The organism is Methylobacterium sp. Leaf112 (assembly GCF_001423295.1).
GTDB lineage: Bacteria > Pseudomonadota > Alphaproteobacteria > Rhizobiales > Beijerinckiaceae > Methylobacterium.
The window spans coordinates 226,309-241,391 of the sequence record NZ_LMNG01000001.1 but is presented as its reverse complement, the minus strand read 5'-3'; the positions used below and the strand labels follow the sequence as shown (position 1 = coordinate 241,391).

At 68.5% G+C, this 15,083-nt stretch carries 13 protein-coding genes; 3 read left to right on the top strand and 10 right to left on the bottom strand.

Translation table 11 applies throughout. From position 1 onward, the window contains the following. Positions 1-98: 98 nt before the first annotated feature. The 4 genes from ASF52_RS01105 to ASF52_RS01090 form a co-directional block, all read right to left on the bottom strand. On the bottom strand, positions 99-1,874 hold the full coding sequence (locus ASF52_RS01105; protein ID WP_056166225.1) for a monovalent cation:proton antiporter-2 (CPA2) family protein: 1,776 nt from the start codon (positions 1,872-1,874) through the stop codon (positions 99-101). A gap of 60 nt (positions 1,875-1,934) precedes the next feature. Further along, complete coding sequence (locus ASF52_RS01100; RefSeq protein ID WP_056166222.1) at positions 1,935-2,873, bottom strand: pirin family protein; 939 nt, start codon at positions 2,871-2,873, stop codon at positions 1,935-1,937. A gap of 134 nt (positions 2,874-3,007) precedes the next feature. Further along, a complete protein-coding gene (locus ASF52_RS01095) occupies positions 3,008-3,844 on the bottom strand; it encodes an alpha/beta fold hydrolase (RefSeq protein WP_056166220.1) in 837 nt (278 codons plus the stop codon). A gap of 15 nt (positions 3,845-3,859) precedes the next feature. Continuing rightward, complete coding sequence (locus ASF52_RS01090) at positions 3,860-4,213, bottom strand: hypothetical protein (protein ID WP_056166217.1); 354 nt, start codon at positions 4,211-4,213, stop codon at positions 3,860-3,862. A gap of 503 nt (positions 4,214-4,716) precedes the next feature. On the opposite strand from ASF52_RS01090, the gene ASF52_RS01085 reads away from it, so the two are divergent. Then, positions 4,717-5,466 carry a helix-turn-helix transcriptional regulator gene (locus ASF52_RS01085; RefSeq protein WP_162241005.1) on the top strand — a complete coding sequence of 250 codons (750 nt, stop codon included), beginning with the start codon at positions 4,717-4,719 and terminating at the stop codon, positions 5,464-5,466. Between the two features lie 106 nt (positions 5,467-5,572). Here the strand turns inward: ASF52_RS01085 and ASF52_RS01080 are convergent, their stop codons facing one another. Together ASF52_RS01080 and ASF52_RS01075 are read right to left on the bottom strand one after the other, a co-directional pair. Further along, positions 5,573-7,525, bottom strand: coding sequence for a methyl-accepting chemotaxis protein (locus ASF52_RS01080; protein ID WP_082515144.1), 1,953 nt, complete (start codon positions 7,523-7,525; stop codon positions 5,573-5,575). 379 nt (positions 7,526-7,904) lie between these two features. Further along, positions 7,905-8,357 carry a BLUF domain-containing protein gene (locus ASF52_RS01075; protein WP_056166206.1) on the bottom strand — a complete coding sequence of 151 codons (453 nt, stop codon included), beginning with the start codon at positions 8,355-8,357 and terminating at the stop codon, positions 7,905-7,907. Between the two features lie 415 nt (positions 8,358-8,772). Between ASF52_RS01075 and ASF52_RS01070 the strand changes: the two genes are divergently transcribed. Beyond that, on the top strand, positions 8,773-9,756 hold the full coding sequence (locus ASF52_RS01070; RefSeq protein WP_082515143.1) for a helix-turn-helix domain-containing protein: 984 nt from the start codon (positions 8,773-8,775) through the stop codon (positions 9,754-9,756). A gap of 94 nt (positions 9,757-9,850) precedes the next feature. On the opposite strand, the gene ASF52_RS01065 is transcribed toward ASF52_RS01070, so the two are convergent. Next, positions 9,851-10,849 carry a lipid II:glycine glycyltransferase FemX gene (locus ASF52_RS01065; RefSeq protein ID WP_056166201.1) on the bottom strand — a complete coding sequence of 333 codons (999 nt, stop codon included), beginning with the start codon at positions 10,847-10,849 and terminating at the stop codon, positions 9,851-9,853. A gap of 299 nt (positions 10,850-11,148) precedes the next feature. Next, positions 11,149-12,066 (bottom strand): flagellin, encoded by a 918-nt coding sequence (locus ASF52_RS01060; protein WP_056166199.1) that lies wholly within the window; start codon positions 12,064-12,066, stop codon positions 11,149-11,151. A gap of 6 nt (positions 12,067-12,072) precedes the next feature. Here ASF52_RS01060 and ASF52_RS23090 point away from each other — a divergent pair, with 6 nt between their 5' ends. Continuing rightward, positions 12,073-12,357 (top strand): MarR family transcriptional regulator, encoded by a 285-nt coding sequence (locus ASF52_RS23090; protein ID WP_056166196.1) that lies wholly within the window; start codon positions 12,073-12,075, stop codon positions 12,355-12,357. A 444-nt stretch (positions 12,358-12,801) separates the two neighbouring features. Here ASF52_RS23090 and ASF52_RS01050 read toward each other — a convergent pair whose 3' ends face one another. Both ASF52_RS01050 and ASF52_RS01045 read right to left on the bottom strand, forming a co-directional pair. Then, on the bottom strand, positions 12,802-14,190 hold the full coding sequence (locus ASF52_RS01050) for an ATP-binding protein (protein ID WP_056166193.1): 1,389 nt from the start codon (positions 14,188-14,190) through the stop codon (positions 12,802-12,804). After that, on the bottom strand, positions 14,187-14,909 hold the full coding sequence (locus tag ASF52_RS01045) for a response regulator (RefSeq protein ID WP_056166190.1): 723 nt from the start codon (positions 14,907-14,909) through the stop codon (positions 14,187-14,189). Before ASF52_RS01045 ends, ASF52_RS01050 begins: the two co-directional genes overlap by 4 nt. Positions 14,910-15,083: the final 174 nt, after the last annotated feature.

Sequence of the window (15,083 nt, the reverse complement as noted above, 5' to 3'; positions counted from 1 at the left end):
CGGATCTCGGCACGTGGCGCCGGCCATGCGACGGCGCCTCGTCCCAGCGAGGAGGTATGCCGACGCGGCGAACGAGCCCTGTTCCTCGCGCGCATCCCTTACGGAGAATCGCCGGGGGCCTTCGGCGCGTGGTGCGAGTTCCCCTGGATCAGGTCGCGTCCGGCGTAGAGGCCGCCCACCGTTTCCAGGTCGAGGCGCTCCACGTCCCGGCGGCGGACTTCGGCCATGACCGCGTGCGCGGCGTCCGGATCGTCGCCGATGGTGAGCAGGGCCTGCTCGCCGAAAGCCAGGGCCGATTCGAACGTCTCCCGGAGCTGATACGCGACGCCCGCCTGGATGAGCGCGATGGCGTGCTCGCGATCCCGGGCCCGGGCAAGGACCGGAACCAGGGGGAATTCGGCCCGCGCGATCGCGGCGATCCGCTTGGCGGCGTCGCGGTCGTCGATGCAGATCAGGATCGTCCGCGCGGTCGCGGCGCCCGCCGCATGCAGGATGTCGAGGCGTGTCCCATCGCCGTAATAGACCTTGAACCCGAACGCCTCGGCCACGCGGATCTGCGCGGGATCGGTGTCGATGATGGAGACGGAGCACCCCCGCGAGATCAACGGCTGGCTGACGACCTGCCCGAAGCGCCCGAACCCGATGATCAGGGCGCTGCCGACGAGGTTCTCCGGAACCTCGACGCCGTCCGTCGATACGGACGCTTTCGGTCCGAGGCGGTCGTAGGCGATCACCATCAGGGGGGTGAGCGCCATGGAGAGGATGACGGTCGCGGTCAGGATCGCGTTGGTGGTGCCGTCGATGATCCCGACGCCCGCGGCGGCGGCGTACAGCACGAAGGCGAACTCGCCGCCCTGCGCCATCAGGGCCGCCCGCTCGACGCCCTCGGCGTGGGACGCCCGCAGGAGACGCGCGATCCCGTAGATGACGACGCTCTTCACCACCATGTAGGCGGCGACGCCCGTCAGGATGAGCGCCCAGTTCGCCCCGATCACGGTGAGATCGAGGGACATGCCGACGCCGAGGAAGAACAGGCCGAGCAGGATGCCGCGGAACGGCTCGACATCGGCCTCCAGCTGATGCCGGAAACTCGATTCCGAGAGCAGCACCCCGGCCAGGAACGCGCCCATGGCCATGGACAGTCCGCCGAACTGCATGGCCAGCGCCGAGCCGAGCACGACGAGCAGCGCCGCCGCGGTCATCACCTCCCGCGCCTTCGACGCCGCCAGCAGGCGGAACATCGGATTGAGCAGCCAGCGTCCCGCCGCGACCAGGGCGGCCACGGACAGGAGCGCGAGGCCGATGGCGTAGGCCCGGTCGGCCGTACTCGCCGCTGCGCCGCCCGGCGCGAGGAACGCGACGATGGCGAGGAGGGGCACGATGGCGAGATCCTCCAGCAGCAGGATCGCGACGATGCGCTGTCCCTTCGGGGTCGAAAGGGACCCGCGCTCTTCGAGGAGCTGCATGACGATGGCCGTCGACGTCAGCACGAAGCCGGTCCCGGCCACGAACGCCACGGCCGGGGACAAGCCCAGGGCGAGGCCGACGAGGGTCAGGGCTGCGATGCAGGCTCCGACCTGCGCCAGCCCGAGGCCGAAGATCTCGCGCCGCATGCCCCAGAGCCGCGACGGCTCCATCTCCAGGCCGATGAGGAACAGGAACATCACCACGCCGAGTTCGGCCACGTGCAGGATCGCGTGCGCGTCCGTGAACAGGCCGAGGCCGAACGGGCCGATGCACAACCCCGCCACGAGGTAACCGAGGACGGAGCCGAGACCGATGCGCTTGAACAGCGGGACGGCGATCACGCCCGCCGCCAGGAGCGCGACGACCTGGACGAGTTCGCCGGCAGCGCCGGATGCTTCAGCAGCCATGGAGTCTCGATCTCGGTGACGGGGGATTCGGACCGGGCATGGCCGGCCGCGCAGGCACGCTCAAGGGTAGCGGACGGGCGCGGGGGTTTCAGGCAGGGGGATGAACTCGGATTCACCCGGAACCGTGTCGAAGCGGGCCTGGCGCCAATCCTCCTTAGCCTGCTCGATTCGCTCGGGACGCGACGAGACGAAGTTCCACCAGAGGTGGCGCGGCCCATCCATGGGTTCGCCGCCCAGCACCATGAAACGGGCGGCCTCGGTCGCCCGCACGCTGATGCGGTCGCCGGGTCGAAAGACGAGAAGCTGGCCCGGCCCGAAGCCGTCGCCGGCGATCTCGATGGCGCCCGAGACCGTGTAGATCGCCCGCTCGTCGTAGGTCGGGTCGAGGGGCAGGACCGCGCCGGCCTCCAGGGCCACGTCTGCGTAGACCATGGGGCTTGAGGTCCGTACCGGGGATCTCGCACCGAAGGCCTCGCCGGCGATGAGCCGGACGGTCTTGCCCTCTCCGGTCAGGACCGGCAGCGCCCCGGCCTCGTAATGCTCGAACGCGGGGGCGGTCTCCTCGTCGCGGCCGCTGAGGGCGACCCAGCTCTGGAGCCCGAACAGCGTCGAACCGGTCTTCCGGAGGTCACGTCCCGTCCGCTCCGAATGGGTGATGCCCCGGCCCGCCGTCATCCAGTTCAATTCGCCCGGGCGGATGGGCAGTTCGGTCCCGAGGCTGTCCCGGTGCATGATCTCGCCCTCGAACAGGTAGGTCACGGTGGACAGGCCGATATGGGGATGGGGCCGCACGTCCATGCCCTGGCCGAGCAGGAACTCGGACGGCCCCATCTGGTCGAAGAAGATGAACGGCCCGACCATCCGACACTCGGTGGACGGCAGGGCCCTGCGCACGGCGAACGAACCGAGGTCGCGCGAGCGCGGGACGATCAGGGTCTTGATCGCGTCGCAGGTGAAATGATCGCCCGGGATCGGATCGTCGGCACCGTGCCAGCTCATGGGGTGATCTCCTGTCTGTGATGTTCGGTCACGACCGGCTCGCTTGCTCCGGCGTCCCGACGAGGATGCGGACCGGCGCGCCCGCGCCGAGGACGGTTCAGGGGCGCGTGAGACGACCCCCGCGACGATCGCGCTCAGCCCTTCACGAAGGCCAGGAGATCGGGATTGACGACGTCGTGGTTCACCGTGAGCATCCCGTGCGAGAACCCCGGGTAGGTCTTCAGGGTGCCGTGCTTCAGCAGCCCGATCGACTTCAGCGCCGCGTCGGCGATCGGGACGATCTGATCGTCCTCGCCGTGCAGCACCAGGGTCGGGACGGAGATCGCCTGAAGGTCCGCGGTCTGGTCGGTCTCGGAGAACGCCTTGATGCCCTCGTAATGGGCCTTGGCGCTGCCCATCATGCCCTGGCGCCACCAATTCTGGATCACGCCCGGCTGTGCGGTCGCGCCCGCGCGGTTGAAGCCGTAGAAAGGTCCGGTCGGAACGTCGAGGAAGAACTGCGCGCGGTTCGCGGCGGTGGCCTCGCGAAAACCGTCGAACACCGAGATCGGCAGGCCTTCGGGGTTGGCGTCCGTCTTCAGCATGAGCGGCGGTACGGCGGAGACCAGCACCGCCTTGGCGACGCGGCCGGCGGGCTCTCCGTACCGTGCCACGTAGCGGGCCACCTCGCCGCCGCCGGTGGAATGGCCGATATGCACGGCGTTTCGCAGATCCAGTGCCTTGACCACCGCGAAGGCATCGGCGGCGTAGTGATCCATGTCGTGGCCGCCATCGACCTGCGCCGAGCGGCCATGGCCGCGCCGGTCATGGGCGACGACGCGGTAGCCCCGTTGGAGGAAGAACAGCATCTGCGTGTCCCAGTCGTCCGACGAGAGCGGCCAGCCGTGGTGGAACACGATCGGCTGGGCGCTCCTGGGGCCCCAATCCTTGTAGAAGATCTCGACACCGTCGGCAGTGGTGACATAGGCCATGGAGAGTGTCCTGTCCTAAAGGAAGCGAACGTCGTGGCCGTTACGGGCACGCGTGATGCAGTTGAGACCATCTCGGTGATCTTCGGAAGCCCCGAACATCGTTTCGGCGTCGTCGATTCCCAGGCTAGACGCGTCGCCGTAATCCTCGGCGATCTCGATGGTCGTCACGCGGGTCCCGGTGTGCATCCGTTCGAGCCGGAATGCAGGCGGGTGCCGAAGCGCGGCCGTCATCGCGACGACGTTGCAGACAAAGGCATGGCTCGACACCCGGTCGAGGCTCGCGGGGACCTGCGCGACGATAGACCTGAAGGTCCGGAGCCGGGCGGCGGCGAGGCGTTTTCCGGGGATGGGTGTGCCTCCGATCGGCATGGCTCGGTGTCCCTCCGTTCGGCTCCGCCGGGCGACGGCGAAACCGACGCGATCCCTCGCGACCGCCGACCGGAGCTATGGGGGCTCGGGGGTAAAACGGCTTGCCGAATCGGCGCGCGACTTGAAGGAATGCGGCATCGCGCGTGCCCCTGCCAGGCTCATCATCTCGGCTGTCGGATGCAACCGGCCCGGAGGACATGGCCGAGCAGGATGCCGAGAGACAAGGTACGCTTTCCCCACGCAGAACGAGTTCGACCAGAGGCTCGTGAGGAGATTCCGGCAGCATGCGGAGTGCGACCATCGCCCCGACGGACCCAACCCCCGGCCGACGCTCGCGCGGCACTCCGATTGTCCTGGACGCACCGCCCCGGAGCGGGGACCGGTCCCGGATCCGGCAGGGCGGACGGCCGGACAGGGGGACCGACGGCATCGCCTTCGTCGATTGGCGAACGAAGGCGCCGACGGGAGCGCACCGTCGTCCAACCCTACCGCGCGACGGGCTGGTGCTCCAGGTGCCGCTGGCGGACCATCCGGGCAGCCCGTACGGGGGCGGCGCCGATCACGGGGCGCCCGAGCGGATCTGTCCGAGCGCCGTGATCCTCCTCGACATCCGCGCCCGGTCCGTCTGCCGGGATCGCGCCGGAACCGTCCAGGTCTGGCTGTCGAGCAGGGTTCTGGCGGACGTGGCCGACAGCATGGGCCTCCGCGATCTCGACCCCATGGAGGCCCTGAAACCGGTACATGGCCGGACCCTGGTGGACCCCACCATTCACGACCTCGCGGCGAGCGCCGTGGCGACCCTCGATCGCCCGGACCGCGGCGCCGCCATCTTCCGCATCCAGCTCGCCCGCGCCCTGGCGGCTCACCTGCTCGGTGTCCATGCGGAGGCCGGACACGTCCCCACACGCACCCGAGGCGGCCTGGCGCCCTGGCAGGTTCGGCTCGCGCAGGAGCGCATTCGCGCCGAACTCGGCGCTGCTCCGTGCCTGCGAGCAGTGGCGGCGGCGTGCGGCCTGTCGGTAAGTCACTTCACGCGCGCCTTCCGGCAGTCCGTAGGGACATCTCCGCATGCATGGCTGGTGCGCCAGCGCGTCGCCCGCGCCAAGGTGATGATGCGCGCGCAGGACCGGTCCCTGGCGGAGATCGCCCTTGCCTGCGGCTTTGCCGATCAGAGCCATTTTACCCGGGTCTTCGCCCGTGAGGAGGCGATGAGCCCGGGCCGCTGGCGGCGGACGACCGAGCGGCAGCCCTGAGCGCCTGCGCGGATCGCGGTGAAGGGCCGATGCGGAAAGCCCGATCCCGCCGGCGCTCGCCCGTGTCCGGGGGTCTGCTCGCGGCCCCGAATCCCTCGCCCCGATCTCAGGCGGCGCGCACCCGTGCGACGAACCGGCCGACCTCCGCGGCCAGGTGTTCCGACTGCCGCGACAGCTCGGACGCCGATGCGAGCACCTGGCTCGCGGCGGCCCCGGTATCCTCCGATGCGCGCGCCACACTGGCGAAGTTGTCCGTCACCTCGCTCGTACCCCTGGCGACCTGCACGACGTTGTGGGCGATCTCCTGCGTCGCCGCCTCCTGCTCCTCGACCGCCGACGCGATGGATGTCGCCAGGCCGTCGATCTCGCGGATGCGCGTGCCGATGCCGTCGATCGCCGAGGCGGCCTGACCGGTCGAGCTCTGAATACGCCGAATGTGGCCCGTGATCTCCCCGGTCGCCCGGGCGGTCTGGTCGGCCAGGGCCTTCACCTCGGCGGCGACCACGGAGAATCCTTTGCCCGCGGCGCCGGCCCGCGCCGCTTCGATGGTGGCGTTGAGGGCGAGAAGGTTGGTCTGGCCTGCGATCGTCGAGATCAACCCGACCACGGCATCGATCTGCGACACCGCCTCGTGCAGTTCCTGGACCAGATGCGCGCTCTGTTCGGCTTCGAGAACCGCCGTCTGGGCGAGATTCGCCGAACCCGCCACCTGCCGCGCGATCTCCTGCACCGATGCGCCGAGCTCCTCGGCCGCAACCGCGACCGTGTTGACGTTGGTGGCGGTCTCCTCGGCGGCGGCCGCGACGCCCGTCGATCTCACGGCCGTCTCCGACGCCGTCGCCGTCATGCTCTGTGCCGTTGCCTGGAGTTCGGTGGCCGAGGAGGACACCAGACCGACGATCCCGCCGACCGCCGCCTCGAAGCCATCCGCCAGGGCGATCATCGTGCGCTTGCGCTCGGCCGCGGCGACCTCCTCGGTGAGCTGCTTCCGCTCGGCCTCTTCGAGTGCCTTGCGCGCCACCATCCCGCGGATCCCCTCGACCGCGCGCCCGACGGCACCGATCTCGTCATGCCGGCCGGCTTCGGCGATCTTGGCGTCCACGGCTCCCTGGGCCATCTGCTCCAGGGCGGCCACCAGGCGCTTCAGCGGACGTGCGACGGTGACGGCCATCATCCGGCTGACGACGATGGCGAGGACGAGCAGCACGGCCAGGGTCGCGACGACCATGATCTCGAACAGGTGCATCACCGGCGCGAAGGCCTTGGCGCTGTCCACGGACAGGGCCACGTACCAATCGAGGGCGGCGGGCAGGTTCGGCACGCGCGCGAACACCGTGAGCGTCGCCCGCTCGCCCTCGCGCGTCTCGACGGGCAACCCGCCGATCTTCGGCGGGGAACCGCCGAGCAGCTCGGACAGCGGCTTGCCGATCAGTTCAGCGCGCGGGTGGATCAGGATCTTGCCGGCGCCGGAGACGAGGTAGGCGTAGCCATGCCCGTCGGTCTCGACCTCGTTGATCATCTTGGAGAGGGCCCCGAGGTCGAAATCGCTGCCGGCCACGCCGATGAGGCCGCCCGTTCCACTGGCGGCCGGCGCCGAAGCCGTGATCGTGAGCTGCTTCGAGGTCGAAGAGACGTAAGGCTCCGTCAGCGCGGGACCGTTGGCCTCGACCACGCCCTTGTACCAGGGGTGCTGGCGGGGATCGTAGCCGGCTGCGATCTCACTCTTCGGCATCTTCGTGTAGTAGCCGTCGGCGCGCCCGAAGAAGATCAGCACGAAAGCTTCGCGGGCGATCGGCGCATTCAGGATATCGTCCGTATTCGAACCGGTGCCCGCGATGGTCACCTGCTGGGCCATCAGCCGGGTCAGGTCGAGCTTGCCGCTAAGCCAGTTGCCGACAGCACGTGCAGCGGTCGTGCTCAAGGCGGACATGTTGGTCTGCACATCGGCGCGCAAAGCCGCGGATTGCGAGCGGTAGATGTACGCGGAACAGGCGGCGAAACCGGCAAAGACGAGCACAAGGATCAAAGCGGTCGCGCGTCCCGATACGCCAAGACGCATTCCTGAAAAACTCGAGCGCTACGTTTGAATTGCCGTCCTTAAAATCACGGACCTTCGCTTATCTCTCAAGATCCAGCCTATGAACCTCCCACTCAAAAGATCATCAAATCACTAAATTTATATTATTATTACTATATTTCCCTCCCCCGGGATCCGGTGCCACCGATTGCCGGTACGATGCATCATCCGAACGATGAGCGATCGTCGCCGAGCGCACCCCACCCAGACGCAAGCTCGGCCGCATGCGGTTGGGTTCGCCCTGAAACGAGGGGAGATTTCGGTATCGGTGGCAGCGATCGGTGCACTGTACGCCGCGACCGACATGACCCGAGAAAACGGCGGCGCCCGATTACGGCACGGGCCGCCCGCAGGCGGATCGTCAGCTCGCGAGGCGCTGGTTCTGACGTTTTGCGGCGTCGAAGGCCTGGAGATCGAGGGCCAGCCCGATGATCGTCGCACTCTTCAGGCGGGTCGGATCGATGGCACTGCCGATGCCGTGCCCGAGATAGACTTCTTCCACTTCGGGCGTCCGCATGGCGCCGCCCATGGTCCAGTTCGGGAAGGACCGGCCCTGAACATTGCGGGCATCCATGATCGTGGCCGTCATATGCCGCGGGTCGCGGGCAATGCGGGTGTAGGTCGCACTCACCTGCGCCTGTTCCCCTTCAAGGACCTGGATGAACCATGTCTTGTCGAAAATCAGGAATCCTGTGATCCCATCGCGGCTGTTGTTTCGCTGGGAGGCCGACACGATCTCTCGCAGATTCGTCAGCATGGCACGGTCGTTACCAAGAACGGCGTTACGGCTGTAATAGACAAGCTGATGGATCATCGCGGAATTTCACTCATGAGCCGCTGCGCAACCGGCATCGATTTCGGGACAGCGCAGACGAACAACGCGGCGAAGAACCGTTCGTTTGAATCGAAACCCGACAGCTTGGCCGCGGGGTTAACCGAATCCCGCGTTCGGCGTCCCGGTCCGAAGTCTCGCACTTGGTCCGAAACCCATCGATCGCCGCGATCCCGCGGACCGGGTCGCGAGGATCCCGGCGAACGCAGCCGAGGGGGTCGCCTTCCCGTTCGATGCTGATCCATGTTAAGATTGTCGCCACCGGACGGGTTCGCATTGCCCGCAGTCGCCGATGCGAATACACGATCGGGTGTGCCGTCCCGGGGGCGAAGCGCCATTCCGATCGGGGAGGGCATGACAGTCCTCGGCGGGTTCCCCGCACGCGTGCAGCAGGATCATGAATTTGGAGAGGATATTCTCGACAAACGACGTGAAGTCTCAGGACCGCTTCGGCCTCTGGCGAGAGATCTGCGAAGATCGTCTCGTTCCCATGGACCAGAGTCGTCTGAACGACCAGGCGTTCGATGCGGTGATCGAAGGCACCAGCGTCGGCGGAATGTCCTTCACGCAGTTCGGCTTGAGCAACCTCAAGTGCGCGACGAACTCACGAACGATCCGGCACCAGAACAACAGGACCGACAAGCTATTCCTGAGCCTGGTGCTGTCCGGCACCGTCAGTTCGGAACAGAATGGGCATTCCACGACCGACAGACCCGGCGATCTCTCCATACGCGACACGAACTCGCCCTGGAGGATCGAGCACGGAAATCGTTCGGACGTGCTGGCCATCGAGATCCCCCGGGACCGCCTGGAGAACCAGCTGGGCGCGGCGCGCCATTTCGCGGGTCTGACGATGGATGGCAGCCGGCCGGTCACGATTCTCGCCCGGTCCTACTTTCGCAATCTCATGAGCGTGGGGCATCGGCTGACGCCGCATGCGGCCGAACGCATGACGTCCATCGGCATCGACCTCGTGGCCGCGAGCCTCGCCGAGCGCATGGCGCTGGAGACGCCCAAGGCCCTGCACGGGACGCTGACGGTCCAACGGGCCAAGGCCTATGTGGCGACCCATCTCGGCGACCCGGGCCTCGACGTGTTGCAGGTCGCCGTGGCGGTGGGTGTTTCGTTGCGTCAACTCCAGGCGCTGTTCCGCGAGCACGGGCGCAACGTCACGGCCTGGATCTGGCACCAGCGGCTGGAGCGGGCGGCGCAGCGCCTGTCCGATCCGGCCTGCCTACACGTGCAACTGGGCGAGTTGGCCCATGGATGCGGCTTCGCGAGCCAAGCCCATTTCTCGCGCCGCTTTCGCGATCGATACGGTTTGAGCCCGCGCGACTATCGCCACTCCGCGCTGAGCCAAACCGCCGCCCGGATGTCCTGAACCGCGGTACGATGCGTCGTTCCGGGCATTCGGCGAAGGTGCGGCTCCGAGGGCCATGCGGCCGCGCCCCCGACGGCCATGCGGCACGCGGCGTTCAGCGCAGCGACAGCAGGAGGCCGGCAGCCTTCTGGACCGCCGGCGATTTCGCGTGGATCCAGAGCGGATCGTGCTGCACGACCGTCGCCCCGAGACCGCGCTTGAAGTCGAAGACGGCCCGGTTCGAAGCCGGATCGATCCCGCCGAAATCGAACACGTGGCACGTCTCCGCCTTGGCCCGCTCGACGAGGCGCCAGACCGCGAGACTGGCAGCGCTCGTGGCGCGGGCACGATCGTTCGAGGCCGCGTAGAAGTCGGTGCAGCGCTCGGCCGAAAGGTGGGCGATCCGTACGAGGACGCGCTCCCCCTTCTCGCGCACGTCGAGGATGAGGACGCGCGGGTCGCTGGCCGCGACCTCGCGATAGGCGTCGGTCTGGAGGGTGGTGGCGAATCCCTTGCGCTGCCGCAGCCGCGCGTACATCGCCGTGAAGTCGTCGAACGCCGCCAGGCGTTCCGTGCGCTCCTCGAGGAAGTGCGTCGTCAGGTCGGCGTTCCGCTCGGCCTTGCGCAGATGCCCCCGCCAGCGCGGGTCCATCGCCGCCCGGATCGTTTCGAGGTCCTGGTCCAAGTCGAGTTCGAACGTGTGGTCGCACGCTTGGACGACGGGGGCGAAACCGAGCATCAGGAGCGCGAGCGTCGCATCCTGGCTCTCGAACCCCTCGTAGTCGATGGCGAGGAGATCGAGCCGCCCGAGATCGAGATGCGCGACGAAGCTCCGAAACACCGCTTCCGCACGGCGTTCGCCCGCACCGGTCAGCAACGGTCCACCCTGGACATGGACGAAACGGACCGGTCCCTTGTGACGCTCCTGCCATTGCACGAACGCGAGTTCCTCGCCATCGGCGGTCACGACCGCGCGCCGGACCGTCAGGCCGCGCCGCGCCTTGTAGGATCCCCAAGGTGTGGCGCAGTAGATGTTTGCCCTCGGCCGAGCCCAGACCCGCCGATCCCAATCCGCATCGTCCGCAATCTCCGCGATCGCGAGTTCGGCCGCCATGTCGTTCCTCGTCTGAGCCGAGCACGGCGCGTCGGCGCGCTCGCCCCTCTCCATAAGCCGTGCATGACTGAAGGATTCGTAACGCGGCGCCCGCCGCCACGTGTGTGCAGTCGTACGTCGGGACCGGCCCGGTCCCGACGTCCCTCCCGGGGGTTGCAGCTGCCCTGAGGTCTGTCGTCGCTGGAGCCGGTCGGGTCCGAGGACCCGCGGCATCCAGCCCCTCGCCGCGCCGGCCTCGACCGCCTTCCGCCCGCCTCTCCGGGAGACGGGCGGTTCCTCTCTTTCGGGATCGCCGTGGCTTACCGCAGGAGCTGAAGGATGCCCTGCTGCGCCTGATTGGCGAGCGACAGGGCCGAGACCGCCAGGGAGTTGCGGGTCGAGAGCGCCTGGGAGTTGGCCGCCTCCTCGTTGAGATCGGCGTTGGTGAGGTTGGCCGCCCCCGTGTCGAGGATGTTGGTCAGGTTCTTGGTGAAATCCTGCCGGTTCTGCACCACCGAGAGGTTGGCGCCGAACGTGGAGGACTGGGTCCGCAGGGTGGTGGTGGCGCTCGTGAGCTTTTCGATGACGGCGTTGATCTCCTCGTCCGTCTGGAAGCTGCCCGTCGTCGCCGTGAGGCCGAGGCCCTCCGCGTCGAACTTCACGCCCTGGATGTCGAGGGCCGAGGTGTTCTTCTCGTTGAAGCTGACGTGAAGGGTATTCTCGGAGGGGTTGCTACAGTTGCGGAACAGCAGGTTGACGCCGTTGTAGCTCGAATCCTTGGCCTGCTGGGTGATTTGGGTCAGCAGGTTGTTGAACTGCGTCGCAAGGGTCGAGCGCACCGAGCTGGCGCCCAGGCTTCCGCCCTTGTCGGTGCCGCTGCCCTTGAGGGCGCCGGCCGTGTTGAGCCCCAGGCCGATATTGGCGGTCCCGGCGGCCTTGATCGTCAGCTTCTGGTCCGCACCGGAGGCCACCGTCGAGAAGGCGAGCTTATTGTCGCTCCCCAGGCTGACCTTCACCTTTCCGTTGAGACCGGTGTCGTTGTCGATGGCCTTCTGGATCTCGCCGACGAGACCGGCGGCGGTGGCCGTCTTGGCGCTGCCGATGAGGTTGATCGTCGTGGTGCTGCCGAGGCCGAGCTTGGCCGTGTCGCTCACGCCCGTCAGGCTGACCGTCGCGCTGCCGCCGATGGCGTTCGACGACGCCTTGAGGGCGCCGGTGTTGTCGAATGCGCGATCCACATCCTGATGAAGTTCGTCGAGCTCGGCGCCACGGGGCCGGACAGGCCGGTGCGCGAACTCTCGTTCTCCGACCTCGAGGCGCGGTTCGGCATGTCCCGTTCCCATGTCCGCAACGTCCTGCGCGATGCCGAGGGCGCGGGCCTGGTGGAGCGCTCGGGGACAGCCGGCGTGTTCCATCACCTGACGCCGCGCTGCGTGGCCTCGTTCGACCGGTTCGTGGCCGAGGCCCTGTCGTCGAGCGACCTCTCCTGCTCCATGGCGGCCGACGCGGGCGTTCCAGGATCGGGATAGGACCGTCCCGCGGCGCCGGGTGATCGCACGGGCCCTGAACGATGTGGCTTGGATCGTCTGCCCAGGCTCGGCAGGTTGTCGGCCAGGATGGTGTACCGGCGGAAGGCAAAGGTGATCGCCTCCTCTCCGGTCGTGAGCACGGTCGAGCGCGGCGTCTTCGGTCCCATCGCAGCGTCATGCACGAAGGTACGTCTGCGCCACTTCGCGACCGACTTGGAGTTCAGTCCACGCTGTGCGGCAGGATCTTCAAGCGAAGCTTTCGATCGCCGTAGCGCTGTTCTGACCGCGTGCGTGGTCGTGGCGCAGCCGTGAAGAACCCGTCCCCTGACGCCTCCCCGTATGCAGCCAGATCAGCTAAACTGGGGCCGTCGCACCGCGGGACTGAACACCTGGAATCTTTAAGGCTGCCACTGTTCCCGGGCCGCACCGCCATTTTGTTGCTGCCTATTCTGCCGCGATCCGGTCGGAGCCGGGCCGGACCGCCCCGGCTGCGAGGGGCAGTTCGAGGCGGGCGGTGAGACCGCGCGGGCTGCGGTTGATCAGGGTCAGGCGCCCGTCATGGGCCTCCGCGATGGCGACCACGATGGACAGGCCGAGGCCGAACCCGCTCGCCGTGTCGAGGTTGCGTGCCCGGTCCCCGCGCACGAAGGGCTGCAGCATCGCCTCGCGCTCGGCGTCGGGGATGCCGGGACCGTCGTCGCTGACGTCCACCCGCACCCGATGCTCGGTCTGGACGATGCCCAGACGCGCGCCGCCGCCGTACTTCACCGCGTTGTCGACGAGGTTCGTCACCGCACGCTGCAGTTCCTCCGGCCGGCCCCGCACGAGAACGTGGCGGCTGGCCGCGACGCGGACATCGGCGCCGATATCGGCGAATGCGTCGCTGACGGTCTGGACCAGGGAGGCGACGTCGATGAGCGTCACGGCGCGCCCCTCGCCGGTCTGGCCGTCACGCACGAAGGACAGGGCCGCCTCGACCAGGCCGTTCATCTGGTCGAGGTCGCGCAGGGTCATGGTCCGGGCGTGGTCGTCCTCGATGAATTCGGCGCGCAGGCGCAGGCGCGTGATCGGCGTGCGCAGATCGTGGCTGATGGCCGCCAGCATCTGGGTGCGGTCGTCGACGAGGCGGCGCACCCGGGCGCGCATACGGTCGAGGGCCTGGGCGACGGCGATGACCTCCTGGGGCCCGTTCTCCGGCAAGGCCACCACGTTCATGCGCGTGCCGAACGCCTCCGCGGCCTGGGCGAGGCGGGCGAGCGGCCGGGTCAGCGCGCGCGCCGCCCATATGGTGATCAGCGACAGCACCACGGCGAGGAACAGGAAAGTGACCACGATGGCCCCCTGCCGGATCGGCGGCCGGTCGTCGTCGGGCACGAGGGCCGAGAAGCGCGCCCCCTCCGGCGTCGTGATCCCGACCCGGATGCCGGGCGGGGTGTCGGCGGCGTCGAGATCGGCGATGGCCAGCGGCCGTCCGAATCCGTCGCGCACCCGCTGCACCACCGTGTGCGACGCCAGGGCCTCGCTCGCCGTCCCCTCGGGCGCCGAAGCCGGCCACGGGGCGATGCGCAGGGTCGGCAGGGTCCTGGCGGCACCGCGCAGGAGGGCGTCGCGCGCGTTCGGCGCCGTGGCGTCGAGGAGGCGCGCCAGGGTCGCGATCCGGGTGGCGGCGACGCCGGGGTGATCGTCGGGCCGCCACGGCTCGCGCAGGGTGAAGAACGCGAGGGTCGCCACCGCGTGGGTCACCACCATGGCGGCGACGATGAGGAGCGCGATCTGACCGGCGACGCTGCCGGGCCACAGGGCGGCGAGGTGGCGTCTGGCGAAAGCCCTCATGTGCGCGTGACCTCCGGCGTGAACAGGTAGCCCCCCGAGCGGATGGTGCGGATGATCTCGGGGCTGCGCGGATCGCGCTCGATCTTCTGGCGGATGCGGCTGATGAGGACGTCGATGCTGCGCTCGAACGGGCCGGCGGCGCGTCCCTGCGTCAGGTCGAGGAGCTGGTCGCGCGAGAGCACGCGGCCCGGCCGCAGGCACAGGGCGTGGAGAAGATCGAATTCCGCGCCCGTGACGGCGATGCGGGCGCCCTCGGGACTGTGCAACTGGCGCAACGACACGTCGAGGGTCCAGTCGAGGAAGTGCAGGCGGCGCACACCGCCCTCGTCCTCGCCCTCCCCCGCCGAGCCCCGCCGCAGGATGGCACGGATGCGGGCCAGGAGTTCGCGGGGGTTGAACGGCTTGCCGAGGTAGTCGTCGGCACCGATCTCGAGGCCGACGATCCTGTCGATCTCCTCGGCCTTGGCGGTGAGCATCAGGATCGGGACGTTCGAGGTGGTGCGCAGGCGGCGGCACAGGCTCAGACCGTCCTCGCCCGGCAGCATCAGGTCGAGGACCACGAGATCGACGCGGGCCTCCGCCAGCGCCCGGTCCATGGCGGGACCGTCTCCCGCGATCGTGACACGGCACGCGTTGGCCCGGAGATAGCGCGCCACCAGGGCGCTGATCTCGCGGTCGTCCTCGACCACGAGGATGTGAGGGGTCGCCGGCTGGGTCATGACGCGGGTCGTTGAGCCTCGGAGTGTACTGCATCGATTATGGCGGCTCGCACCCGCATGGCGAAGGGCCGGGCGCCCACGGATTTGTAACCGGCTGTTTCGCGGCCAGCGCATCGCGGTGACGGATTGCCGGCGACGGATTGCCGGACACCGTGCCGATTCTTATGTCGTTGC

What these genes read in the sequence shown, in the direction of transcription:
- ASF52_RS01065 (WP_056166201.1), bottom strand. Translation starts at nt 10,849, where the DNA reads ATGGCGGCCGAACTCGCGATCGCGGAGATTGCGGACGATGCGGATTGG.
- ASF52_RS01100 (WP_056166222.1), bottom strand. Translation starts at nt 2,873, where the DNA reads ATGAGCTGGCACGGTGCCGACGATCCGATCCCGGGCGATCATTTCACC.
- ASF52_RS01075 (WP_056166206.1), bottom strand. Translation starts at nt 8,357, where the DNA reads ATGATCCATCAGCTTGTCTATTACAGCCGTAACGCCGTTCTTGGTAAC.
- ASF52_RS01070 (WP_082515143.1), top strand. Translation starts at nt 8,773, where the DNA reads ATGAATTTGGAGAGGATATTCTCGACAAACGACGTGAAGTCTCAGGAC.
- ASF52_RS01105 (WP_056166225.1), bottom strand. Translation starts at nt 1,874, where the DNA reads ATGGCTGCTGAAGCATCCGGCGCTGCCGGCGAACTCGTCCAGGTCGTC.
- ASF52_RS01045 (WP_056166190.1), bottom strand. Translation starts at nt 14,909, where the DNA reads ATGACCCAGCCGGCGACCCCTCACATCCTCGTGGTCGAGGACGACCGC.
- ASF52_RS01090 (WP_056166217.1), bottom strand. Translation starts at nt 4,213, where the DNA reads ATGCCGATCGGAGGCACACCCATCCCCGGAAAACGCCTCGCCGCCGCC.
- ASF52_RS01095 (WP_056166220.1), bottom strand. Translation starts at nt 3,844, where the DNA reads ATGGCCTATGTCACCACTGCCGACGGTGTCGAGATCTTCTACAAGGAT.
- ASF52_RS01080 (WP_082515144.1), bottom strand. Translation starts at nt 7,525, where the DNA reads ATGCGTCTTGGCGTATCGGGACGCGCGACCGCTTTGATCCTTGTGCTC.
- ASF52_RS23090 (WP_056166196.1), top strand. Translation starts at nt 12,073, where the DNA reads ATGAAGTTCGTCGAGCTCGGCGCCACGGGGCCGGACAGGCCGGTGCGC.
- ASF52_RS01050 (WP_056166193.1), bottom strand. Translation starts at nt 14,190, where the DNA reads ATGAGGGCTTTCGCCAGACGCCACCTCGCCGCCCTGTGGCCCGGCAGC.